The organism is Massilia sp. BAP21 (genome assembly GCF_057801335.1).
In genome coordinates, this window is sequence record NZ_CM173596.1 from 4,672,144 (window position 1) to 4,694,119 (window position 21,976).

Below are 21,976 nucleotides of genomic sequence, written 5' to 3' on the forward strand. Positions count from 1 at the left end.
ATCGCCGCGCGCGCCGCTCTATTCTTTGATCCAGATCAAACGCAGCCCCGTCGCCTGCCAGCGTGCAGTAGGGGCCAACTTGATGTGCGTCAGGCAACCGTGCCGCACCGCGCGGCGGCGGCGCGGTCGAACCACGATACTGGACCGCCCATGAACCGCCACCTGTCACGCGTCGGCATCGCCGCGCTTGTCGTCCTCGCCCTGCTCGGCGCCGCCTACGGCTACCGCAGCATGCGCGCGGCGGCGCCCGACCCCAACCTGATCGGCGGCAACGGGCGCATCGAGGCCACCGAGATCGACATCGCCACCCAGCAGGCCGGGCGCATCGCCGAGATCCTGGTCGACGAGGGTGACCTGGTGCGCGCCGGCCAGGTGCTCGCGCGCATGGACCTGCCGGCGCTGGAAGCGGCGCGTACCGAAGCGGCGGCCCGGGTCCAGGCGGCGCGCGACGCCGTGGCCGACGCCGCGGCCGCGCTGGCGGTGCGGCGCAGCGACGCGCTGGCGGCGGCCGCCGTCGTCGCCCAGCGCCGCAGCGAACTCGACGCGGCGCAGCGGCGCCTGGCGCGCTCGGTCACGCTGGCCGCGGCCGGCGCCGCCGCCGCCCAGGAGCTCGACGACGACCGCGCCCGGGTCGGCGCCAACGCGGCGGCGCTGGCGGCGGCGCAGGCCGGCGAAGCGGCCGCCCGCGCGGCGGCCCAGGCGGCGCAGGCCCAGCTGGTGGGGGCGCGCTCGGCGGTCGCGGTCGCGCAGGCGGGCGCGGCCCGCATCGACGCCGAGCTGCGCGAGGGCGTGCTGGTCGCGCCGCGCGCGGCGCGCGTCCAGTACCGCGTGGCCGAGCCCGGCGAGGTGCTGGCGGCGGGCGGCAAGGTGCTGAACCTGATCGACCTGAGCGACGTCTACATGCGCTTCTTCGTGCCCGAGGCCGCCGCCGGCCGGCTGGCGCTGGGCGCCGAGGTGCGCCTGCGGCTCGACGCCGCCCCCGGCTTCGTGGTGCCGGCTTCGATCGCCTATGTGGCGAGCGAAGCCCAGTTCACGCCCAAGTCGGTCGAGACCGCCAGCGAGCGCGAAAAGCTGGTGTTCCAGGTCAAGGCCCAGGTCGACCGCCGCCTGCTGGCGCGCTATCCGCGCTACATCAAGGCCGGGGTGCCGGGCGTGGCCTGGGTCCGGCTCGACCCGCGCCGGCCCTGGCCGCCCGAGCTGGCGCTGCGGGAGGCGCGATGACGGGCTCGGCGAAGGATGCGGCGAAGGACGCCACGCATGATGCCGCACATGAGGCTGCACATGAGGCCGCGCATGACGCCGCACATGAGGCCGCGCGGGGCGCCCCGGCCGAGGCGGTGCGGGTCGCCGGCCTCGGCCTGCGCTACGGCCGCGTGCGCGCGCTCGACGGCGTCGACCTGGCGCTGCCGGCCGGCAGCCTCACCGGCCTGATCGGTCCGGACGGCGCCGGCAAGTCGAGCCTGCTGGCGGTGCTGGCCGGGGCGCGCCGCATCCAGCAGGGCGCGGTGCGGGTGCTGGGCGGCGACATGCGCAGCGCGGCCTGGCGCGCCCAGGCCTGCCCGCGCATCGCCTACATGCCGCAGGGGCTGGGACGCAACCTGTACCCGACCCTCGGCGTCGCCGAAAACCTGGCGTATTTCGCGCGCCTGTTCGGCCAGGACGCGGCGGCGGCGCGCAGCCGCATCGCCCTGCTGGCGCGCGCCACCGGGCTGCACGAGTTTCTCGGGCGGCCGGCGGGGCAATTGTCGGGCGGCATGAAGCAGAAGCTGGGCTTATGCTGCGCCCTCATTCATGAGCCCGACTTATTAATCCTCGACGAACCGACCACCGGCGTCGATCCGCTGGCGCGGGTCCAGTTCTGGGAACTGATCGCCGCGATCCGGGCCGCGCGGCCGGCGCTGACCGTGCTGGCCGCGACCGCCTACATGGACGAGGCGCGCCGCTTCGAGCGCCTGGCCGCCTTCGACGGCGGGCGCCTGCTGGCCACGGGCACGCCCGCCGAACTGCTGGCAGCGAGCGGCGCGGCCAGCCTGGAGCAGGCCTTCGTGGCGCTGCTGCCCGCCGCGCGGCGCACGCCCGCGCCGTCTCTTGGCCCAGGTGGCGGGGCCGATTCCGCAGCCGAACCGGTTTCCGGCCGCGCGCCCCCCGCGCCGGCGGACGGCGAGCCGGCGATCGAGGCGCGCAAGCTGTCGCGCCGCTTCGGCGACTTCACGGCGGTGCGCGAGGTCAGCTTCCGCATCGCACGCGGCGAAATCTTCGGCTTCATCGGCTCGAACGGCTGCGGCAAGACCACCACCATGAAGATGCTGACCGGGCTGCTGGCGCCGAGCGGCGGCGAGGCGCGCCTGTTCGGGCGGCCGCTGGCGCACGCCGACCCGCAGGCGCGGCGCCGGGTCGGCTACATGTCGCAGGGCTTTTCGCTGTATGGCGAATTGACGGTGCGCCAGAACCTGCGGCTGCACGCGCGCCTGTTCGACCTGCCCGAAGCGGTGGCGGCGGCGCGCTGCGCGGCGCTGGCGCGCCGTTTCGGCCTGGAGCCGGTGCTCGACGCCTTGCCCGGGCGGCTGCCGCCCGGCGTGCGCCAGCGCCTGTCGCTGGCGGTGGCCCTGGTGCATGGCCCCGAACTCCTGATCCTCGACGAGCCGACATCGGGCGTGGACCCGGTGGCGCGCGACGATTTCTGGGACCAGATGCTGGCGCTGGCGCGGCGCGACGGCGTGACCATCTTCATCTCGACCCATTTCATGCGCGAGGCCGAGCGCTGCGACCGGGTCGCGCTGATGCATGCCGGCCGGGTGCTGGCCAGCGGCGCGCCGCGCGCCCTGTGCGCCCAACGCGGTGTGGCCACGCTCGAGGAAGCCTTCATCGGCTGGCTGCGCGAGGAGGGGGCGGCGGGCGCGGCCGGGGAGGAAGCGGAGACGGGGGCCGCGCCGCGCTGGCCGCCGGCGCCCGCCAGCGCGCGCCGCAGCGGTCCGGTCCGCGCCTGGCTGGCGCGCAGCGCCGCCTGCTGCCGGCGCGAAACCCTGGAGCTGCTGCGCGACCCGGTGCGCGCGGCGCTGGCCACGCTCGGCTCGCTGCTGCTGATGGTGGTGATCGGCTACGGCATCGGCATGGATGTCGAGGACCTGCGCTACGCCGTGCTCGACCGCGACGCCACCGTGCTCAGCCGCGACTACGCGGCCGGGCTGGCCGGTTCGTCCTACTTTGCCGAGCGTCCGCCCTTGTCCGGTTACGCCGAGCTCGACCGGCGCATGCGCTCGGGCGAACTGGCGCTGGCGATCGAGATCCCGCCCGGCTTCGCGCGCACGCTGGCGCACGGCCGCCCGGCGGCGGTGGGCGCCTGGATCGACGGCGTCAATCCGGTGCGCGCCGAAACGATCGCCAGCTATGTCGAAGGCCTGCACCAGGACTGGCTCGAACGGCGCGCCGGGCCGGGGCCGGTCGCCGCCGGCCCGGTGCGCGTCGAGACCCGCTTCCGCTACAACCCCGACGTGCGCAGCCTGCCGGCGATGGTGCCGGCGATCATCGCCATCCTGCTGCTGAACCTGCCGGCGATGCAGGCGGCGCTGGCGGTGGTGCGCGAAAAGGAGCTGGGTTCGATCGTGAACCTGTACGTGACGCCGCTGCGGCGCAGCGAGTTCTTGCTGGGCAAGCAAGCGCCCTACGTGCTGCTTGCGCTGGGCAATGCCGTGCTGATGACCCTGGTGGCGGTGGGACCGCTCGGGGTGCCGCTGAAGGGCAGCGTCGCCGCCTTTTTCACGGCCACGCTGCTGTATTGCATCTGCTCGACCGGCATGGGCCTGCTGGCCTCGAGCTTCACGCGCAGCCAGATCGGGGCGCTGTTCTTCACCATGATCGGCACCATGCTGCCGGCCATCCAGTTCGCCGGCCTGATCCATCCGGTGACGGCCCTGCAGGGCGCCGGGCGGGTGGTGGGCGAAGCCTACCCGGCCTCGCACATGCTGACCATCGCGCGCGGCGTGTTCGGCAAGGCGCTCGGTTTCGCCGAGCTGGCGCCCGACTTCCTGGCGCTGGCGGCGGCGGCGCCGGTGATCCTGGGCCTGGCCATCGCGGCGCTGCCGCGCCAGGAACGCTAGGCATGGCCGCGCCCGCGTTGCGCAAGGTCTGGCGCCTCGGCGTCAAGGAGTTGTGGAGCCTGGCGCGCGACCCGGTGATGCTGGTCCTGATCGTGTACAGCTTCACGGCCGGGGTCTGGGTCGCCGCCACCGCCCAGCCCGACACCCTGAGCCGCGCCGCCCTGGCGATCGTCGACGAGGACCGCTCGCCGCTGTCGCTGCGCATTCGCGCCGCCTTTGCGCCGCCGCAGTTCCTGGCGCCCGAGGAAATCGCCTTGTTTGAGGCCGACGAACGGCTCGACCGCGGCCGCGCCACCTTCGTGCTGGTGATCCCGGCCGGCTTCCAGCGCCGCGTGCTGGCCGGGCGCGACGCCGCCCTGCAGCTGAACGTCGACGCCACCCGCATGAGCCAGGCGTTTACCGGCAGCGGCTACATCCGCGCGATCGCGCTCGGCGAGGTCGCCGCCTTCCTGGCCCGGGTGCGCGCCCCGGCGCAGCCGCAGGCGACGCTGGCGCTCAGGGCGCGCTTCAACCCGGCGCTGGCGCCGTCCTGGTTCGGCGGCCTGATGGAGATCGTCAACAACATCACCATGCTGTCGGTGATCGTCACCGGCGCGGCCCTGATCCGCGAGCGCGAGCACGGTACCGTCGAGCACCTGCTGGCGATGCCGGTGAGCGTGCTCGAGATCATGCTGGCCAAGTTGTGGGCGATGGCGGCGGTGGTGCTGCTGGCGGCGGCGCTCGCCCTGCTGGTCGTGCTGCGCGGCCTGCTCGGCGTCGCCGTCGGGGGCGCGCCGGCGCTGTTCCTGGCCGGCGCCCTGGCCCACCTGTTCGCCACCTGCTCGCTGGGCATCCTGCTGGCGACCCTGGTGCGCAGCATGGCGCAGTTCGGGATGCTGGTGATCCTGGTGCTGCTGCCGCTGGAAATGCTGTCCGGCGCCAATACCCCGCGCGAAAGCATTCCCTACCTGCTGCGCCAGCTGATGCTGCTGGCGCCGACCACGCATTTCGTGGAACTGAGCCAGGCGACCCTGTTCCGCGGCGCCGGCCTGGACGCCGTCTGGCGCCCGCTGCTGGCCTTGCTGGCCTGCGGCGCCGCGCTGTTCGGGCTGGCGCTGGCGCGTTTTGGCAAGGCGATGCGCGCCGGCTGAGCACGGTCCCCGCTCAGCGCCCCAGCCATACGGGCGGCCGCGCCGCGCCGCGCGCCGGCAGGAAGGCCGCCGGCGGCGCCAGGATCGCGTCGAGGGCGGCGATGACCTGGCGCCCGCGTTCCAGGTCGCCGCCCTCGACGCGCGCCGCGCTGCGATGCAGGGCGCACAGGATGACGGCGTGGTCGGCGCGGCGCGGGTGCAGGCAGGCCTCGCCCAGCAATTCGAGCAGGGCTTCCTCGTGGCGGAAGGCGGCTTCGACGGCCGCCACCACGCCGGGAAAGGCTTGCGCGAAGGCGGCGTCGGGCAGGGCCAGCAGGGCGGACACGCGCGCGCGCAGCAGGCGCCGCCCGTGGCGCAGCACTGCGCAGGCCGCGTGGGCCGGCATCCGGATGGGGCGGTATTTCATGGTCTGCCTCGAAACAAAAAATGAGAAAGAAGAGGGCGAGTCTCCGGTGCTTGTGCGTCTGCTCCTTTGATGCACATCAAAATCCAATATCTTCATCTGCCCGGCCCGCAGGGGCGCGCCGCGTTTGGCCGGCCATGCTAGACTGTGCCGGTCGCATCCTGGGTAGCGCATCATGGTTTCCAGTACCGCCGAGGACCTCCAGCGCCGGCTCGACGAGCTGCTCGATCATTTGCCGGCGGGCGTCGTCGTGCACGGCGCCGACGGCCGCATCCTCCACGCCAATCCCCTGGCCTGCGAACTGCTCGGCCAGAGCTGCGAAGCGCTCGCCGGCGTCGAGTCCAGCAGTGTCGCCTGGCGCTTCGTGCGCACCGACGGCAGCCCGATGCCCGCCGCACAGTTTCCGGTGAACGTGGTGCTGCGCACGCGCCGCAAGATCGCGCACCTGGTCGTCGGCGTGCCCGGCGCCGGCCGCAAGCCGCTGCGCTGGCTGATCTGCAACGCCTATCCCGAGAACGACGCCGACGGCCGCCTGCGCCAGGTGGTGGTCTGCTTCACCGACTGCACCTCGCTGAAACGTGCCAAGCAGCGCCTGCAGAAGTCCGAGCAGCGCCTGCGCCTGGTGCTGCGCGGCTCGACCGACGCGCCCTGGGACTGCGACCTGGTCAGCGGCGAGGTGTACTACTCCGAGCGCTGGTGGCACATGCTGGGCTACGCGCCCGGTGCGCTGGCGCCGCACGCCGGTCTCTGGCTGGAACTGACCCACCCCGAGGACCGGCCCGGCGTCGAGGCCTACATGGGGGCGCTGCTGGCCGGCCGGCGCGAATGCTATTCGGTGGAATTCCGGCTGCGTCACCGCGACGGCCATTTCGTGCCGGTACTGTCGCGCGGCTTCGTGCTGCGCGACGCCCACGGCACCCCCTTGCGCGTGTCGGGCACCAACACCGACCTTACCGAGCGCAAGCGCGCCGAGCGCCGCATCCACGAGCTGGCCTATTTCGACCAGCTGACCGGCCTGCCGAACCGGCGCCTGCTGGTCGAGGAGCTCGGCAAGGTGCTGGCGCGCAGCGCGCGCAGCCGGGGCCTGGGGGCGGTGGTCTTCCTCGATCTCGACAACTTCAAGCTGATCAACGACACCATGGGCCACGCCGTCGGCGACGCCCTGCTGCGCCAGGTGGCCGAGCGCCTGCGCCTGGCGCTGCGCCACAGCGACCACCTGGCGCGCCTCGGCGGCGACGAGTTCGTGCTGGTGCTGGAAGACCTGGGCGGCACGGCCGAGGAGGCCGCCGGCGAGGCGACCCACGTGGTCGACAAGCTGCGCGCGTCCCTGGAGCGGCCCTACCTGCTCGGCGAGCGCCTGTTCGCCAGCACGCCGAGCATGGGCGTGGCGCTGTTCGACGGCGCCTCGGGCGACATCGATTCCCTGTTGAAGCAGGCCGACATGGCGATGTACCGGGCCAAGGCCGAGGGCCGCAATACGGTGCGCTTCTTCGACCCCGGCATGCAGGCCGCGGCCGAGCGCCAGGCCGGCATGGAGCGGGCCCTGCGCGATGGTCTGGCGGCGCACCAGTTCGTGCTCTACTGCCAGCCGCAGTTCGACTGCCAGGGCGGGCTGCTCGGGGCCGAGGTGCTGCTGCGCTGGCGCCGCGCCGACGGCGTCCTGCTCGGCCCGGACCAGTTCATCGGCCTGGCCGAGGCCTCGGGCCTGATCGTGCCGCTCGGCCTGCACGTGCTCGAGGAAAGCTGCCGCGCGCTGGCGCGCTGGCGCGGCGAACCCGTGCTCGGCAAGCTCAAGCTGGCGGTAAACGTCAGCGTCCAGCAGCTGCGCAGCGCCGATTTCCCGGAGCAGGTGGCGCGCATCCTGCTGCAGAGCGGCGCGCCGCCTTCCCGGCTGTGCCTGGAACTGACCGAAAGCGTGTTCGCCGAGAACGTCGCCGAGACCATCGAGCGCATGCATGCGCTGTGCGCGCTGGGCGTGCACTTTTCGCTCGACGACTTCGGCACCGGCTACTCCTCGCTGGCCTACCTGCGCCGCTTTCCGCTGGCCGCGCTGAAGATCGACCGCTCCTTCGTGCACGACGTCCACCTCGACCCGGACGCGGCCCCGATCGTCGAGGCGATCATCGCGCTGGCGCGCACGCTCAGGCTCGACATCGTCGCCGAGGGCGTCGAGCACGAGGAACAGCGCAGCTTCCTGGTCGACGGCGGCTGCGGCGCGCTGCAGGGCTACCTGCTGGGGCGGCCGGTGCCGATCGCCGACTTCGAGCGCCTCTACAGCGGCGCCGGCATCGGGCACGCATGACGGTAATGGCGGTTAAATCAAGCGGCACGGTTTGACGCGGATCAGACACCGGCTCGACACGCGTCCTAGGATGCTCGCATCTGCGGCGATCGGCGATCGAGGCGCGGCGTGCGCGCGCCGGCGCCGCAGGCCCGTTCATTTTCCGACCAACACTTTCGAGGAGCACATCATGGCAAGCAACCTGACGCGCTACGACCCGATCCGCGACATCATGCGCCTGGACCCCTTCCGCAGCATCGAGGACTTCATGCGCGACTTCCCCGTCTCCACGGCCCTGCGCGGCCTCGACGGCGAGCGCCAGATCCGCGTCGACGTCAGCGAAACCGACCAGGCCTACGAGGTCAAGGCCGACATGCCGGGCCTGAAGAAGGAGGACATCCAGGTCGCGGTCGACGGCAACCGCATCTCCATCAGCGCCACCGTGCAGGAGGAAAAGCAGCAGACCAGCGGCGGCATGGTCTACAGCGAGCGCTACAGCGGCTCGCAATACCGCAGCTTCAGCCTGCCGCAGGAAGTCGACGACACCAAGACCGAAGCGAAGTACCAGGACGGCGTGCTGCACCTGACCCTGCCCAAGAAACCGGGCACGGCGCACAAGCAGATCACGGTGCAGTAGGCCGGGGCAGGGCAGGCGGGTGGGCATGGCCGCGGTGCAGGCGGATACGATGTCGCCTTCGACCATGCGGGCGATGCTGCTCGACGCCCCGGGCCGGCCCCTGCGCGCCGCGACCCTGCCCGTTCCGGTCCCGGCCGGGCACGAGATCCTGCTGCGCGTGCGCGCCTGCGGCGTCTGCCGCACCGACCTGCACATCGCCGACGGCGAGCTCGCGCCGCACCTGCTGCCGCTGGTGCCCGGCCATGAAATCGTCGGCGCCGTGGTTGCGGCCGGTGCGCTGGCCACGCGCTTCCGGCCCGGCGCGCGCGTCGGCGTGCCCTGGCTCGGAGGCACCTGCGGCGCCTGCGGCCCGTGCCTGGGCGGGCGCGAAAACCTGTGCGAGCGTCCGGTCTTCACCGGCTACGACCGCCATGGCGGCTTTGCCGAATACACCCTCGCCGACGAGCGATACTGCTTCGCGCTGCCCGCCGCCTGCGGCGACGCCCAGGCCGCGCCGCTGCTGTGCGCCGGCCTGATCGGCTACCGGGCGTACGCGATGACCGGCGCCGCGCACCGGCTCGGGCTATACGGCTTCGGCGCCGCCGCCCACCTGCTGGCCCAGCTGGCCCTGCGCCAGGGACGCGAGCTCTACGCGTTCACCCGCCCCGGCGACCGCCGTTCGCAGGACTTCGCGCGCGCCCTCGGCGCCAGCTGGGCCGGGGCGGCGGGCGACATGCCGCCCGCCGCGCTCGACGCCGCCATCCTGTTCGCCCCGGCCGGCGAGCTGGTGCCGCAGGCGCTGGCGGCGTGCGCGCCCGGCGCCGTGGTGGTCTGCGCCGGCATCCACATGAGCGACATCCCGGCGTTCCCGTATGCGCTGCTGTGGGGCGAGCGCTGCCTGCGCTCGGTGGCGAACCTGACGCGCGCCGACGGCGCGGCCTACCTGGCCCTGGTCGACGGGGGCGAAGTCGCCGCCACGGTCCGCCCCTATGCGCTGGAAGACGCGAACGCGGCGCTGGCCGACCTGCGCGCCGGGCGCATCGACGGCGCCGCCGTCCTGCTGCCGGAGGCGTCGCTTCAACCGTTGCCGTAGCGGCGCAGCAGCCGGCGTTTCACCAGAAGGGTCAGGCCGGCGTAGGCCGCCAGGATCGCGCACAAGCCGCCCCAGTAGGCCGGCGGCAGCGGCACGAAGCCGAACAGCGGCGCCAGCGGCGAGAACGGCAGCCACAGGCCGATGCCCCCCACCAGCAGGCTGGCCGCCAGCAGCAGCGGCGCCGGGCGTGTCGCGCCTGTTCCGTCCGGTCCCGGCAGGCCGGTGCGGATCACGTACACGATCAGGGTCTGCGACAGCAGCGATTCGACGAACCAGCCGGTCTGGAACAGCGCCACATTGCTTGACGCCCCCAGGCCGAACCAGAGCAGGGCGAAGGTGGCGTAGTCGAACAGCGAGCTGACCGGGCCGAAGCAGATCACGTAGCGGCGCAGGCTGGCCAGTTCCCAGCGGCGCGGCCGTGCCAGCCAGCCGGGATCGACGCGGTCGGCCGTGAGCGCGGTCTGGGAACAGTCGTACAGCAGGGTATTGAGCAGCACCTGCAGCGGCGCCATCGGCAGGAAGGGCAGCAGCAGGCTGGCGCCCACCACGCTGAGCATGTTGCCGACGTTCGAGCTGGCGCTCATGCGGATGTATTTCACGATGTTGCCGAACACGGTACGCCCGGCCAGCACGCCGGCGTCGACCGCGGCCAGGCTTTTCTCGAGCAGGACCAGGTCGGCCGATTCGCGCGCGATGTCGGCGCCGCTGTCGACCGCGATGCCGACGTCGGCGCAGCGCAGCGCCGGGCCGTCGTTGATGCCGTCGCCGAGGAAGCCGACCACGCTGCCGCGGCCCTGCAGCGCGCGGATCACGCGCGTCTTCTGCCCCGGGTTGAGCTTGGCGAACACCGTGGTGCGCGCCGCCGCCTCGGCCAGGGCGGCGTCGTCCATGCCGTCGAGCGCGGCGCCGTCGAGCGGGGCGCCGGCACTGATGCCGACCATCCCGCACACGTGCACGCAGACCGCGGCGTTGTCGCCGCTGAGCACCTTGACGGCTACGCCGCGTTGCGCCAGCGCCGCGATGGCCGGGCCGGCCGACTCGCGCGGCGGGTCGAAGAAGGCGGTATAGCCGAGCAGGACCAGGCCGCGTTCCAGGGCCGGGTCGTTGAAGCCGGTTTCGTCCGGCGCCAGCGCGCGCCAGGCCACCGCGATCACGCGCAGGCCGTCGCCGTTCAGGCGCGCGGCGACGTCGCCGAGGGCGGCCGCGCGCGCGGCGCCGTGGGCGCTGCCGAAGGCGACCTGTTGCCCGTCGAGCTCGGCGCTGGCGCAGACCGCGGTGATTTCCTCGACCGCGCCCTTGCACACCAGCATGCGCCGGCCGTCCGGGTCTTCCAGCACCACCGACATGCGGCGCCGCTCGAAGTCGAAGGGGATCTCGCCGATCTTGCGCCAGGGCGCGGCGCCGTGCGGGCGCGGGGCGTCGCCGGCATGGCGCAGCACGGCGCTGTCGAGCAGGTTGCGCAGCCCGGTCTGGTGGTGGCTGTTCAGCCAGGCATAGTCGAGCACGCGTTCCGAGGGCTTGCCGGCGATGTCGACGTGCTGCTGCAGCACCACCCGGTCCTGGGTCAGGGTGCCGGTCTTGTCGGCGCACAGGATGTCGATCGCGCCCAGGGTCTGGACCGCGGCCAGGCGCTTGACGATGACCCCGCGCGCCGACAGCGCCAGGGCGCCGCGCGCCAGGTTGGCGGTGACCATCATCGGCAGCATTTCCGGGGCCAGGCCGACCGCGACCGCGCTGGCGAACAGCAGCGCCTCGTGCAGGTCGCCCTTGTTGGCCCAGTTCAGGACCAGCACCAGCGGCGCCATCACCAGCATGGTGCGCAGCAGCAGCGCCACCACGCGGTCGACGCCGCGGTCGAAGTCGCTGCGTTCGCGCGCGGCGGCCAGGTCGCGCGCCAATTGGCCGAAGCCGGTGGCGGCGCCGGTGGCGAACACCAGCGCGCGGGCGCTGCCGCTGGTGACGTGGGTGCCCATGAAGCCGAGGTTGGCCAGTTCTGTGCCGGCGGCGGGCAGCGGCGCGGCCAGGGGGCGCGCATCCTTCTCGACCGGCAACGCCTCGCCGGTCAGCGCCGACTGGTCGACGAACAGGTCGACGGTGTCGAGGAAGCGGACGTCGGCCGGCACCAGGTCGCCGGCGCCGAGCAGGACGATGTCGCCGGGCACCAGCTGTTCCAGTGGGCAATCCTGCGGCGCACCGGGCGTATCGGGCGTACCGGACGCACCGGGCGCTTCGGGCGCAGCGGCGGCGCCGGCGTGGCCGGGTGTGCCCGCGGCCGGCCGCAGCACGCGCGCATCGGTGTGCACCAGCGCGCGCAGGCGCGCCACCGCCGCCTGCGAGCGGTACTCCTGGGCAAAGCCGAGCAGGCAGGACAGCACCACGATGGCGCCGATCATGGCCGCGCTGATGCCTTGCCTGGTGGCGAGATCGACGCCCGCCAGGGCCAGCAGCAGCAGCGGCAAGGGGCGCACGAAAGCGGCCAGCAGCGCCGCCAGCGGTCCCGGGCCGGCCTGGCCGGGCAGGGCGTTCGGGCCATGGCGCGCCAGGCGCGCGGCGGCGGCGTCCGGCGCCAGGCCGGCCGGGCCGCTGTTCAGCGCACGCAGGGCGCCGGCCTTGTCGAGCAAGGACAGCGCCGCCGGATCGATGGCCCCTTGCGGACCGGGCGCGACCGGCGCCGCGCCCCCGTTCTCCATGTTGTCGCGCCGCATGCGGATTCCTCCGACGTGGACGCGCGGACACCCCGGCGCCCCGATGGGTCGCAAAAAGGCAGTCTGCTGGCGCGCCTCTGGCGCGGCTTTGATGCACATCAAGCGTGCGACTGTCGCAAAAAAGGGCCTGGCCGTAAGCTTGGGCATGGCAGCCAACTTAGGAGACGCAGATGAGTATCCGCAACCTCGGCAACTTCTTCGCCCCCGATTCCGTCGCCCTGGTCGGCGCCTCGGCGCGGCCCGGCAGCGTCGGCGCCACCGTGCTTGCCAGCCTGCTCGGCGGAGGCTTCGCCGGGCCGGTGTGGCCGGTGAATCCGAAATACCGGCAGCTGCAGGGCCTGGAAGTGTTCGACGACGTCGCGCGCCTGCCGCGCGCGCCCGGGCTGGCGGTGGTCTGCACGCCGGCTGCGACGCTGCCGCGCATCGTCGGCCAGCTCGGCGCGCTCGGCTGCCGCGCGGTGGTCGTGCTCAGCGCCGGGCTGGAGGCGCCCGGACCCGACGGCGCCAGCCTGCGCCAAGCAGTGCTGGACGCGGCCCGCCCCTGGCTGCTGCGCATCCTGGGGCCGAACTGCGTCGGCCTGCTGGTGCCGGGCATCGGCCTGAACGCCAGTTTTGCGCCCTGCGCGGCGCTGCCCGGACGCCTCGCCTTTGTCGGCCAGTCGGGCGCGATGGTGACCGCGGTGCTCGACTGGGCGCGCGAGCGCGGCATCGGCTTTTCCTCGTTCATTTCGCTCGGCGACGCCCTCGACGTCGACCTCGGCGACCTGCTCGACTGGCTCGGCAGCGACCCGCACACCGACGCCATCCTGGTCTACGCCGAGAGCATCCGCCAGGCGCGCAAGTTCATGTCGGCCGCGCGCGGCGCGGCGCGTGCGCGCCCGACCGTGATCGTGAAGGCCGGGCGCACGCCGGAAGCGGCGCGCGCCGCCTTCAGCCACACCGGCGCGCTGGCCGGGGCCGACCTGGTGGTCGACGCCGCGCTGCGCCGCGCCGGCATGCTGCGCGTGCATACCACGGCCGAGCTGTTCGACGCGGTGGCGATGCTGGCGCACCGCCTGCGCCCGGGCGCCGGGCGCCTGGCAATCCTGACTAACGGCGGCGGGCCGGGCGTGATGGCGGCCGACGCCCTGGCCGAGGCACACGGCGCGCTGGCCCGGCTGGACGCGCCCACGCTGGCGCGCCTGGACGCCTTTTTGCCGCCGAACTGGCCGCGCGCGAATCCGGTCGACATCGTCGGCGACGCCGCGCCCGAGCGCTACCGCCAGGCGCTGGCGGCCCTGCTCGACGCGCCCGGGGTCGACGCCGTGCTGCTGCTCTACGCGCCGACCGCGATCGCGCCGGCGGCCGAGGTGGCGCGCGCGCTGCTGCCGCTGCTGCGCGCCACGGCGCGGCCGGTGCTGTGCTGCTGGATGGGCGGCGCCAGCGTGCTCGAGGCGCGCCGCCTGTGCCTGGATGCCGGCCTGCCGGTGTTCGACACGCCGGAAGAAGCGGTGCGCGCCCTGATGCAGCTGGTCGACTACGGGCGCAACCAGGCGCTGCTGATGCAGGCGCCCGCCGCCGCCCGGCTGGCCCCGCCCGACCGCAAGCGCGCGCGCGGGCTGGTCGCGCAGCAGCTGGCGAACGGCGCCAACGCGCTCGGCGAGGCCGATGCGAAAACCCTGCTGGCCTGCTACGGCATCCCCACGGTGGCGACCGAGACCGTGCGCGATGCGGCCGGGGCGCAGGCCGCGGCGGCGCGCATCGGCTATCCGGTGGCGCTGAAGATCGTCTCGCCCGACATCGTCCACAAGTCGGATGTGGGCGGGGTGGCGCTCGACCTGGCCGACGGCGCGGCGCTGGCGGCGGCGCTGGCGCGCATGCGCGAGCGGGTGGCGGCCCTGCGTCCGGGGGCCAGGCTCGAAGGCTACACGGTGCAGGCGATGGCGCGCCGCCCGCACGCGCTCGAGCTGATCGCCGGCCTGAGCGTGGACCCGGTGTTCGGGCCGGTGGTGCTGTTCGGGCAGGGCGGGGTGGCGGTGGAAGCCAGCGCCGACAGCGCCGTCAGCCTGCCGCCCCTGGACCGGGTGCTGGCGCGCGACATGATCGGCCGCACGCGCGTGGCGCGCCTGCTGGCCGGCTTCCGCGACACCCCGCCGGCCGACCTCGACGCCGTGGCCGATGTGCTGGTGCGGCTCGGCCAGATGGCCGCCGACCTGCCCGAGCTGTGCGAGCTCGACATCAATCCCCTGCTGGCCGACGCCGGCGGCGTGCTGGCGCTCGACGCCCGGGTGCGCCTGGCGCCGGCGGCCGGGCCCGACCCGCTGGCGCGCATGGCGATCCTGCCGTATCCCGAGGCGCTGGTGCGCCAGGTCGAGACCCGTATCGGCCTGCTGACGCTGCGCCCGATCCGGCCCGAGGACGCGGCCGCGCACCAGGCCTTCTTCCGCGCCCTGAGCGCGCGCGACGTCCACTTGCGGATGTTCGGCAGCGTGCGCGAACTGTCGGACGCGCAGCTGGCGCGCTTCACCCAGATCGACTACGCGCGCGAGATGGCCCTGGTCCTGACCCGTCCCGCGCAGGACGGCGAGGAAACCCTGGGCGTGGTGCGGGTGGTGGCCGACCCCGACAACATCGCCGGCGAATTCGCGATCGTGGTGCGCTCGGACCTGCAGGGCCAGGGCCTGGGTAGCCTGCTGATGGCGGCCCTGGTCGACTACGGCCGAGCGTGCGGCTTGCGCGAGATCGTCGGCACGGCGCTGGCCGAGAACACCGGCATGCGCGCGCTGGCGCGGCGCCAGGGCTTCGAGGTCACGCGCGAGGACGACGAGCTGGTGACGCTGCGCCTGGCGCTGCGGCCGCCGCGCGAAGGGCTGGAGGAGGCGCCATGAGCGCGCGCATCCTGATCCTGCAGGGCCATCCCGACTGCACGGTGCGCCACCTGTGCCATGTGCTGGCGCGCGCCTACGCCGACGGCGCGCGTGGGGCCGGCCATGCGGTCGCCACGGTGGAGCCGGCCGCGCTCGACTTCCCGCTGCTGCGCAGCGCCGAGGCCTGGCAGCACGGCCCGGTGCCGCCCGCCCTGGCGCCGGCCCAGCAGGCGATCCGCGAGGCCAGCCACCTGGTGCTGGTCTACCCGCTGTGGCTGGGCGAGATGCCGGCGCTGACCAAGGCTTTCCTGGAGCAGGTGGCCAGGCCAGGCTTCGCCATCGCGCGCGATGCCCGTAATCCGCTGAAGGCCGGGCTGCTCGGCGGGCGCAGCGCGCGCGTGATCGTCACGATGGGCATGCCGACCCCGTTTTACCGCTGGTTCTACCGGGCGCACAGCCTGAAGGCGCTCAAGCGCAACATCCTCGAATTCGCCGGCATCCGGCCGGTGCGCACGACGCTGGTGGGCGGCGCGGCCGACCTGGCGCCCGAGGTGGTCGAACGCTGGTGCAGGCATCTGCGCGAACTCGGCGCGCATGCGCGCTGACGCGGGCCGGCCCGGGGCGCCGCGCATTCAGGGCTGCAGCACGTAGCGGCCCGGCGCCGGCCCAAGTTCCGGCCGGGGTGCCTGCGGCATTGGCGGCGCCGTGATCCAGGCCCCGGCATGGCGCGCCAGCCAGGCTTCCCAGGTCGGCCACCAGCTGCCTTCGACCACCGGCGTGTCGTGCTCCCAGCGCTCGGGGTCGATCCAGGGCGCGTCGTAGGCGCGGGTGGCGAACTGGTGGCTGTGGCCGGGCGTGCCGGGCGGCGCCACCACGCCGGCATTGTGGCCGCCCGAAGTGAGCAGGAAACTCACCTCGGTGTCGGTCAGCCTGGCAATCTTGTACACCGAGCGCCAGGGCGCGACGTGGTCGGTGCGGGTGCCGACCGCGAACACCGGCGCCGCGATGTCGGTCAGCGCCACCGGCCTGCCGTCCACGGGGTAGCGCGCGTTGGCCAGGTCGTTGTTCAGGAACAGGCGCCGCAGGTATTCGGAATGCATGCGGTAGGGCATGCGGGTGGCGTCGGCGTTCCAGGACATCAGGTCGGTCGCGCGCTCGGGCAGGTCGAGCAGGTAGTGGCGCAGGCGCCGCGACCAGACCAGGTCGTTGGTGCGCAGCAGCTGGAAGGCCCCGGCCATCTGGCGCGTATCGAGGTAGCCCTGGCTCCACATCGCTGCTTCCAGGAAAGCGACTTCGCTGTCGTCGATGAACAGCGACAGTTCGCCCGGTTCGGTGAAATCGACCTGGGCCGCGAGCAGGGTCAGGCTGGCCAGGCGCGCATCGTGGTCGCGCGCCATGGCCGCCGCCGCGATCGCCAGCAGGGTGCCGCCGAGGCAGTAGCCGCAGGCATTCACGCGCGCGCTGCCGGTGTCCTGGACGATGGCGTCGAGGGCGGCCATGATGCCCAGGCGCCGGTAGTCGTCGAGGCCGAGGTCGCGGTCGGCGGCGTCCGGGTTCTTCCAGGAGATGACATACACGGTATGCCCGTGTTCGACCAGGTAGCGCACCAGCGAGTTCTGGGGCGACAGGTCGAGGATGTAGTACTTCATGATCCAGGCCGGGACGATCAGGATGGGCAGCGCATGCACCCGCGGCGTTTGCGGGTCGTAGCGCAGCAGCTCGGCCAGGCGGTTGCGCAGCACCACCCGGCCCGGCGTGCATGCCACCTCGCGCCCCGGCAGCAGCGCCGGCGGCGCGGCGCCGGCCGCCGCGCGCCAGACGTCGACGGCCGCACGCATGGCGCCGCGCGCCAGGTTCATGCCGCCGCGCTCCCAGGTCGCCTGCAGCACGACCGGGTTGGTGGCGACGAAATTCGATGGCGCCACGCAGTCGAGCAGCTGGCGCGCGACGAAGGTGGCGACGTCGGCGTGGTGGCGCGACACGCCGCGCACGCCGTTGGTGGCCCGGTGCCACCATTGCTGCTGCAGCAGGAAGCCCTGGCTCAGCGCATTCCACGGCCAGCGCGCCCAGGCCGGGTCGGCGAAGCGCTTGTCCTGGGCCAGCGGCCGCACCGGGCCGGCGGGCCGTGCCGCACCGGCTGCATCGGCGGAATGCGAAACGCCCCGACTGGCTGGACCGGCCGCAGCGGCCGCCGTCGGCGGAGCTGGTTGACCGGCGGGCCCCGCGACATTGGCGATGGCCGCGCCGGCGCTGTAGCGCAGCCAGTCGCCGAACGCCGCGGCGCCGTGCACGGCCAGCTCGGCCGCCTTGTCGGGCGAGAGCAGCAGGTGGCCCGCCCAGTCCAGCCAGGCCAGCGCCAGCGCGGCCGGCGAGACGTAGCCGGTAAAGCGCCCGAGCCAGGCGTTCAGCGCGAGGTCGGCGGCCGCGTGCTCGACCCCGGCCTCGGGGTAGCGGTGGTGCGTGCCCTGCCAGGCGCTGGCGTCGCGCTCGCGCACGCCGGCAGGGGGGAAGGCGGGCTGGTTCATGCTCCGCTTCAGTGCGCGAACAGCACCGGCAGTGCGGCGCGCTCGAGCAGGACGCGGGTGGCGCCGCCGAGCACGATCTCGCGGTAGCGGCTGTGGCCGTAGGCGCCGGACACCAGCAGCCCGGCGTTCGCGGCCGCGGCGATGCCGAGCAGGGCGTCGCCGGGCGCGGCGCCGCTGCGTTCGACCACCACCTCGACCGGCACCCCGTGGCGCGCCAGGTAGAGCGCCATGTCGGCGCCCGGCTCGTCGCCGTGCAGGCCGCCTTCGCGCTCGGGATTGACCAGCGCCAGCCGCACCGTGCGCGCACGCGCCAGCAGCGGCAGCGCCGCGCAGATGGCGCGCAGGGCCGGCACGCTGCCGTCCCAGCCGGCCACGATGCTGTCGGCGATCGGCGCGCCGCCGTACACCGGCGGCACCACCAGCACCGGACGCGGGCCGTGCAGCGCCAGCCACTGGGGCAAGCCGCGCACGGTGACGCCGTCGGCGCGGTCCTGGCCCAGCACCACCAGGTCGGCGTAGCGCGACTGCAGCAGCAGGGCATCGCGGTTCTGGTCCTCGACCAGGCGCTCTTCGACCGATTCCACGCCGAGCTGGCGCGCGCGGCCGGCGAAGCGCTGGAGGCTCTCGCGCCCGAGCGTGCGCAAGGTGTCGAACTCGTCGATGGGGGTCACCGCCATCGAGCCGGCCAGCATGGCGTAGGCCGGCCACGACATGCCGGTGGCGGCGGCGCCGACCAGGTGCGCGCCGTGCGCGTTGGCGAGCCAGGCCGCGGCCTGCAGGCGGGCGTCGAGCAGCGGACTTTCGTCCACATGGACGAGGATGGTTTTGTACATGGCAACTCCTTTCAATGGGGCGAGCCGGTGACCGGCGAGGTTCAGGGCAGGATTCAGGGCACGATCGCCACTTTCAGCACGCCGTCGCGGCCATTGGCGAACAGCTCGTAGGCGTCTTCGATCTGCTCGAGGCGGAAACGGTGCGTGACCAGGGGCTGCAGGTCGAGGCGGCCGGAGGCGACGATGTTCATCAGGCGCCGCATGCGTTCCTTGCCGCCCGGGCAGAGCGTGGTGACGATGCGGTGATCGCCGAGCCCGGCGGCAAGGGCGTCGGCCGGCATGGTCAGCTTGCCGGAGTAGACGCCCAGGCTCGACAGGGTGCCGCCCGGGCGCAGGCTGCGCAGGCAGCTCTCGAAGGTCTGCTGGGTGCCGAGCGCCTCGATGGCGACATCGGCCCCCTGGCCGCCGGTCAGGCGCATGATTTCTTCGACCGGGTCGCTGGCGCTGTAGTCGACCACGTGGTCGGCGCCGAGGCGGCGCGCCATCGCCAGCCGCTCCGGGACGCGGTCGACGGCGATGATGCGCGCCGCCCCGCGCAAACGCGCGCCGGCGGTGGCGCACAGGCCGATCGGTCCCTGGGCGAACACGGCGACGGTGTCGCCGATGCGGATGCCGCCGTTCTCGGCGCCGCCGAAACCGGTGCTCAGGATGTCCGGGCACATCAGCACCTGCTCGTCGCTCAGTGCGTCGGGGATCGGCGCCAGGTTGGCCATGGCGAACGGCACCCGCACGTACTCGGCCTGGCAGCCGTCGATGGTGTTGCCGAAGCGCCAGCCGCCGATGGCGTGCCCGCCGCACTGGGACTGGTGCCCGTCGAGGCAGGACCAGCACTGGCCGCAGGGACTGATGGCGCCGGCGACGACGCGCTGGCCGATCGTGTAGCCGGTGACGCCGGGTCCGAGTTCGGCGATCGTGCCGACGGGCTCGTGTCCGACCGTCAGGCCGTCGGCGACCGGGTACTCGCCCTTCAGGATGTGGACGTCGGTGCCGCAGATGGTGGTCATGGTGATCTTCACGATGGCCTCGCCGGGACCGGCGCGCGGGATGTCCTTGCGCGCCAGGACGATGCGTCCGGGGCCGGTGAAGACGGCTGCGTTCATCTTGCTCATGTGGTCCTCCCTCGCTCTTGTGCAGTGGTTGTGTCGGTGCCGGCCGGCCCGGCTAGCGCGCCAGCAGCACCGGCAACGCCGCGTCCTGCAGCACGGTCCGGCTGGCCCCGCCGAGCAGCAGTTCCTGGAAACGCGAATGGCCGTAGCAGCCCATCACCACCAGGTCGCAGCCGAGCTCGGCCGCCAGCGCCAGGATGGCGTGGCCGGTATCGTGCTGCGGATCGCGCAGCGTCACGTCGGCGCGCACCGCATGACGGCGCAGGAAGGCCGTCGCATCGGCGAGTTCCTGCGCGCCGGCAAAGGCGGCGGGAAAGACCGGCGCGAACACGGCCAGGGTGGTATGCGGCGCGCGCTGCATCAGCGGCACCGCGGCCGCCATCGCGACCGAGGCTTCGCGGCTGCCGTTCCAGCACAGCAGGACGCGGCGCGGCCAGCCAGGCGCGGCGGACGCGGTGCGCGGCAGCACCAGCACGGGGCGCCCGGCCTGCGCGATCACGTAGTCGGGCATGCGTTCGGCAGGGGGCAGGTAGCCCAGGCTTTCGTCGGGATCGTCCTGGCTGACCACGACCAGGTCGGCAAAGCGGGCCAGCAGCGCCAGCGCGTCCGGCACGGCGTCGCAGACCAGGCGCGCCTCGTGCGACACGCCGTGGCGGCGGGCGATTGCCTCGAACCGGCGCAGCGCTTCATTGGCATTGCGCGCGACGGGGTCGAGGTAGCTGGCGAGCAGGGTGCCCAGCTGGACGTCGTACCCGTCGGGAAACACTGCGCGCGGAATGCCGGTCATGGCGGCGCCGACCAGGTGCGCTGCCTGCCCGGCGCAGATGGCGGCTGCGGCCTCGATGCGCTGCGGCGCGTGGCGCGACAGGTCGGCGTGGACGAGGACGGTCTTGTAGCGCATGGAAGGCTCAGCCGGAGAAAGTGTCGGGCCGTGGGATGACCAGCACGGGAATCACGCTGTGTGCCAGCACTCGCTGGGTCTGGCTGCCAAGCAATACGGACTGGACCGGGCCGCGACCGTGGGAAGCCATGACGATCAGGTCGCATCCCAGGTCGCGCGCCGCCGTGACGATGGCTTCGTGCGGCGCATCGGCGCGGCGGGTGTCGGTGCTCGCGGCAACCCGCGCCTGCCTGGCGCGGCGCTCCACGTAGCCGAGGAATTCGCGCGAGCGCTCGGCGTTGTCGGGCGCCATCAGCACGCCAAGGACTTCGCTGAACAGCGGGCGCACGGGGATGACGTGCAGCCCGAACAGCTGGGCGCCGGTATGGTGGGCCAGGCCGACTGCGGCGTCGACAGCCGCCATCGAGGCGGCGCTGCCGTCGGTCGGAACGAGTATCCTCCTGAACATGCACGTCTCCCGTCGCTGTTGGTAAGGCAGGTTGGCTTGCGGCCGATGCAGGTGCTTGCAGTCTCGCGTTCGAGCGCCTCGATCGCCATGATGCACATCAAATTTTTTGGATTGTTCCGGGGAAGCTTGTGCAGCGACATAGACTGAAGTAAATTCCCTGTGCTAATGCGCCATCAACACCGGCACCGTCATCGACTGGAACATGGTGCGCGTCGCGCCGCCGAGCAGCAGTTCGCTTAACCGGGCGCGGCCGTATCCGCCCATCACGAGCAGGTCCGATCCGTGGTCGGCAAGTAGCGACAGCAGGCGCTCGCCGATATCCTGGTGGGCGGACTCGGCGATGGCGGCGATATCGACGCCATGGCGCGCCAGGTAAGGGGCGAGCGCCGGATCGCAGCCCGGCGCGCCCGGCGGGACGAAGCAGGCGACCGTCACGCTGGCGGCCCTGCGCAGTATCGGCAGCGCGGCATCCAGGGCGCGCACCGCTTCGGGGCTGCCGTTCCAGGCCAGCAGCACTCGCCTTCCCGTCGCGGCTTCGTGCTGGATATACGGGACGACCAGCAGCGGCCGCGGGCAGGCAAGCAGCACGTGCGGCGCCGGATCGCCGCCGGGCGGCTGGGGCAGGGCGGGGTCGGCCTGGCCCACCACCAGCAGGTCGGCATAGCGTCCGGACAGCGCGATACCCGCACTCGTCTCGTCGTCGACCAGGCGCGTCTCGTGCGAGGGCACGCCGGCCCGGGCGGCCTGGCGGGCGAAGCGGGCCAGTTCGCGTTCGGCCCTGCGGACCAGTTCGTTCATCTGCGGCGCCAGCACCGTGCGCAGCAGGTCGGCACTTGCTTCCTGGTAAAACAGGCGCGAAACGCCGGTGACGGCGACGCCGACCAGGTGCGCGCCGTGTTCGCATGCCAGCTGCGCCGCCAGCGCGATACGCGCATGGGCGCCCGGCGAAGCGTCGATGTGGACCAGGATGGTGCGATAGGACATGGGAGTCT

Annotated in this window: 16 protein-coding genes; 8 read left to right on the top strand and 8 right to left on the bottom strand. The window is 73.2% G+C overall.

The window, feature by feature from the left end:
• Nucleotides 1–150: 150 nt before the first annotated feature.
• From ACWYRN_RS20695 to ACWYRN_RS20705, 3 genes are read left to right on the top strand one after another with little or no spacing between them, the layout of a single operon-like run.
• The gene (locus ACWYRN_RS20695) at nt 151–1,221 is read left to right on the top strand and encodes an HlyD family secretion protein (protein WP_488689577.1); all 1,071 of its coding nucleotides are present in this window, start codon (nt 151–153) and stop codon (nt 1,219–1,221) included.
• Nucleotides 1,218–4,097: a ribosome-associated ATPase/putative transporter RbbA gene (gene rbbA, locus ACWYRN_RS20700; protein WP_488689579.1), complete on the top strand. Its 2,880-nt coding sequence runs from the start codon at nt 1,218–1,220 to the stop codon at nt 4,095–4,097. The genes ACWYRN_RS20695 and rbbA overlap by 4 nt, the downstream gene beginning before the upstream one ends.
• A gap of 2 nt (nt 4,098–4,099) precedes the next feature.
• Complete coding sequence (locus tag ACWYRN_RS20705; RefSeq protein WP_488689580.1) at nt 4,100–5,227, top strand: ABC transporter permease; 1,128 nt, start codon at nt 4,100–4,102, stop codon at nt 5,225–5,227.
• A 13-nt stretch (nt 5,228–5,240) separates the two neighbouring features.
• Here ACWYRN_RS20705 and ACWYRN_RS20710 read toward each other — a convergent pair whose 3' ends face one another.
• Nucleotides 5,241–5,633, bottom strand: a complete 393-nt coding sequence (locus tag ACWYRN_RS20710) for a hypothetical protein (RefSeq protein ID WP_488689582.1) — start codon at nt 5,631–5,633, stop codon at nt 5,241–5,243.
• 172 nt (nt 5,634–5,805) lie between these two features.
• On the opposite strand from ACWYRN_RS20710, the gene ACWYRN_RS20715 reads away from it, so the two are divergent.
• From ACWYRN_RS20715 to ACWYRN_RS20725, 3 genes are all read left to right on the top strand, one after another.
• Nucleotides 5,806–7,932 (top strand): putative bifunctional diguanylate cyclase/phosphodiesterase, encoded by a 2,127-nt coding sequence (locus ACWYRN_RS20715; protein WP_488689583.1) that lies wholly within the window; start codon nt 5,806–5,808, stop codon nt 7,930–7,932.
• Between the two features lie 169 nt (nt 7,933–8,101).
• The gene (locus ACWYRN_RS20720; protein WP_488689584.1) at nt 8,102–8,548 is read left to right on the top strand and encodes an Hsp20/alpha crystallin family protein; all 447 of its coding nucleotides are present in this window, start codon (nt 8,102–8,104) and stop codon (nt 8,546–8,548) included.
• Nucleotides 8,549–8,612: 64 nt separating this feature from the next.
• A complete protein-coding gene (locus tag ACWYRN_RS20725; RefSeq protein ID WP_488692853.1) occupies nt 8,613–9,620 on the top strand; it encodes a zinc-binding alcohol dehydrogenase family protein in 1,008 nt (335 codons plus the stop codon).
• On the opposite strand, the gene mgtA is transcribed toward ACWYRN_RS20725, so the two are convergent.
• The gene (mgtA, locus tag ACWYRN_RS20730) at nt 9,605–12,325 is read right to left on the bottom strand and encodes a magnesium-translocating P-type ATPase (RefSeq protein ID WP_488689586.1); all 2,721 of its coding nucleotides are present in this window, start codon (nt 12,323–12,325) and stop codon (nt 9,605–9,607) included. The genes ACWYRN_RS20725 and mgtA overlap by 16 nt on opposite strands.
• A 170-nt stretch (nt 12,326–12,495) precedes the next feature.
• On the opposite strand from mgtA, the gene ACWYRN_RS20735 reads away from it, so the two are divergent.
• Both ACWYRN_RS20735 and ACWYRN_RS20740 read left to right on the top strand, forming a co-directional pair.
• Nucleotides 12,496–15,192: a bifunctional acetate--CoA ligase family protein/GNAT family N-acetyltransferase gene (locus ACWYRN_RS20735; protein ID WP_488689587.1), complete on the top strand. Its 2,697-nt coding sequence runs from the start codon at nt 12,496–12,498 to the stop codon at nt 15,190–15,192.
• Complete coding sequence (locus ACWYRN_RS20740; RefSeq protein WP_488689588.1) at nt 15,189–15,776, top strand: NAD(P)H-dependent oxidoreductase; 588 nt, start codon at nt 15,189–15,191, stop codon at nt 15,774–15,776. Before ACWYRN_RS20735 ends, ACWYRN_RS20740 begins: the two co-directional genes overlap by 4 nt.
• A 27-nt stretch (nt 15,777–15,803) precedes the next feature.
• Here ACWYRN_RS20740 and ACWYRN_RS20745 read toward each other — a convergent pair whose 3' ends face one another.
• From ACWYRN_RS20745 to ACWYRN_RS20770, 6 genes are all read right to left on the bottom strand, one after another.
• On the bottom strand, nt 15,804–17,696 hold the full coding sequence (locus ACWYRN_RS20745; protein ID WP_488689590.1) for a PHA/PHB synthase family protein: 1,893 nt from the start codon (nt 17,694–17,696) through the stop codon (nt 15,804–15,806).
• 8 nt (nt 17,697–17,704) lie between these two features.
• Nucleotides 17,705–18,529, bottom strand: a complete 825-nt coding sequence (locus ACWYRN_RS20750) for a universal stress protein (protein ID WP_488689591.1) — start codon at nt 18,527–18,529, stop codon at nt 17,705–17,707.
• A 53-nt stretch (nt 18,530–18,582) separates the two neighbouring features.
• The gene (locus tag ACWYRN_RS20755) at nt 18,583–19,638 is read right to left on the bottom strand and encodes an NAD(P)-dependent alcohol dehydrogenase (protein WP_488689592.1); all 1,056 of its coding nucleotides are present in this window, start codon (nt 19,636–19,638) and stop codon (nt 18,583–18,585) included.
• A 52-nt stretch (nt 19,639–19,690) separates the two neighbouring features.
• Entirely contained in the window at nt 19,691–20,536 is an 846-nt protein-coding gene (locus ACWYRN_RS20760) for a universal stress protein (RefSeq protein WP_488689593.1), read from the bottom strand.
• 7 nt (nt 20,537–20,543) lie between these two features.
• Complete coding sequence (locus tag ACWYRN_RS20765) at nt 20,544–20,984, bottom strand: universal stress protein (protein ID WP_488689594.1); 441 nt, start codon at nt 20,982–20,984, stop codon at nt 20,544–20,546.
• A gap of 162 nt (nt 20,985–21,146) precedes the next feature.
• On the bottom strand, nt 21,147–21,968 hold the full coding sequence (locus ACWYRN_RS20770; protein WP_488689595.1) for a universal stress protein: 822 nt from the start codon (nt 21,966–21,968) through the stop codon (nt 21,147–21,149).
• Nucleotides 21,969–21,976: the final 8 nt, after the last annotated feature.

What these genes read in the sequence shown, in the direction of transcription:
- ACWYRN_RS20705 (WP_488689580.1), top strand. Translation starts at nt 4,100, where the DNA reads ATGGCCGCGCCCGCGTTGCGCAAGGTCTGGCGCCTCGGCGTCAAGGAG.
- ACWYRN_RS20710 (WP_488689582.1), bottom strand. Translation starts at nt 5,633, where the DNA reads ATGAAATACCGCCCCATCCGGATGCCGGCCCACGCGGCCTGCGCAGTG.
- ACWYRN_RS20770 (WP_488689595.1), bottom strand. Translation starts at nt 21,968, where the DNA reads ATGTCCTATCGCACCATCCTGGTCCACATCGACGCTTCGCCGGGCGCC.
- ACWYRN_RS20760 (WP_488689593.1), bottom strand. Translation starts at nt 20,536, where the DNA reads ATGCGCTACAAGACCGTCCTCGTCCACGCCGACCTGTCGCGCCACGCG.
- ACWYRN_RS20745 (WP_488689590.1), bottom strand. Translation starts at nt 17,696, where the DNA reads ATGAACCAGCCCGCCTTCCCCCCTGCCGGCGTGCGCGAGCGCGACGCC.
- ACWYRN_RS20765 (WP_488689594.1), bottom strand. Translation starts at nt 20,984, where the DNA reads ATGTTCAGGAGGATACTCGTTCCGACCGACGGCAGCGCCGCCTCGATG.
- rbbA (WP_488689579.1), top strand. Translation starts at nt 1,218, where the DNA reads ATGACGGGCTCGGCGAAGGATGCGGCGAAGGACGCCACGCATGATGCC.
- mgtA (WP_488689586.1), bottom strand. Translation starts at nt 12,325, where the DNA reads ATGCGGCGCGACAACATGGAGAACGGGGGCGCGGCGCCGGTCGCGCCC.
- ACWYRN_RS20755 (WP_488689592.1), bottom strand. Translation starts at nt 19,638, where the DNA reads ATGAGCAAGATGAACGCAGCCGTCTTCACCGGCCCCGGACGCATCGTC.
- ACWYRN_RS20740 (WP_488689588.1), top strand. Translation starts at nt 15,189, where the DNA reads ATGAGCGCGCGCATCCTGATCCTGCAGGGCCATCCCGACTGCACGGTG.
- ACWYRN_RS20735 (WP_488689587.1), top strand. Translation starts at nt 12,496, where the DNA reads ATGAGTATCCGCAACCTCGGCAACTTCTTCGCCCCCGATTCCGTCGCC.
- ACWYRN_RS20750 (WP_488689591.1), bottom strand. Translation starts at nt 18,529, where the DNA reads ATGTACAAAACCATCCTCGTCCATGTGGACGAAAGTCCGCTGCTCGAC.
- ACWYRN_RS20715 (WP_488689583.1), top strand. Translation starts at nt 5,806, where the DNA reads ATGGTTTCCAGTACCGCCGAGGACCTCCAGCGCCGGCTCGACGAGCTG.
- ACWYRN_RS20695 (WP_488689577.1), top strand. Translation starts at nt 151, where the DNA reads ATGAACCGCCACCTGTCACGCGTCGGCATCGCCGCGCTTGTCGTCCTC.
- ACWYRN_RS20725 (WP_488692853.1), top strand. Translation starts at nt 8,613, where the DNA reads ATGCGGGCGATGCTGCTCGACGCCCCGGGCCGGCCCCTGCGCGCCGCG.
- ACWYRN_RS20720 (WP_488689584.1), top strand. Translation starts at nt 8,102, where the DNA reads ATGGCAAGCAACCTGACGCGCTACGACCCGATCCGCGACATCATGCGC.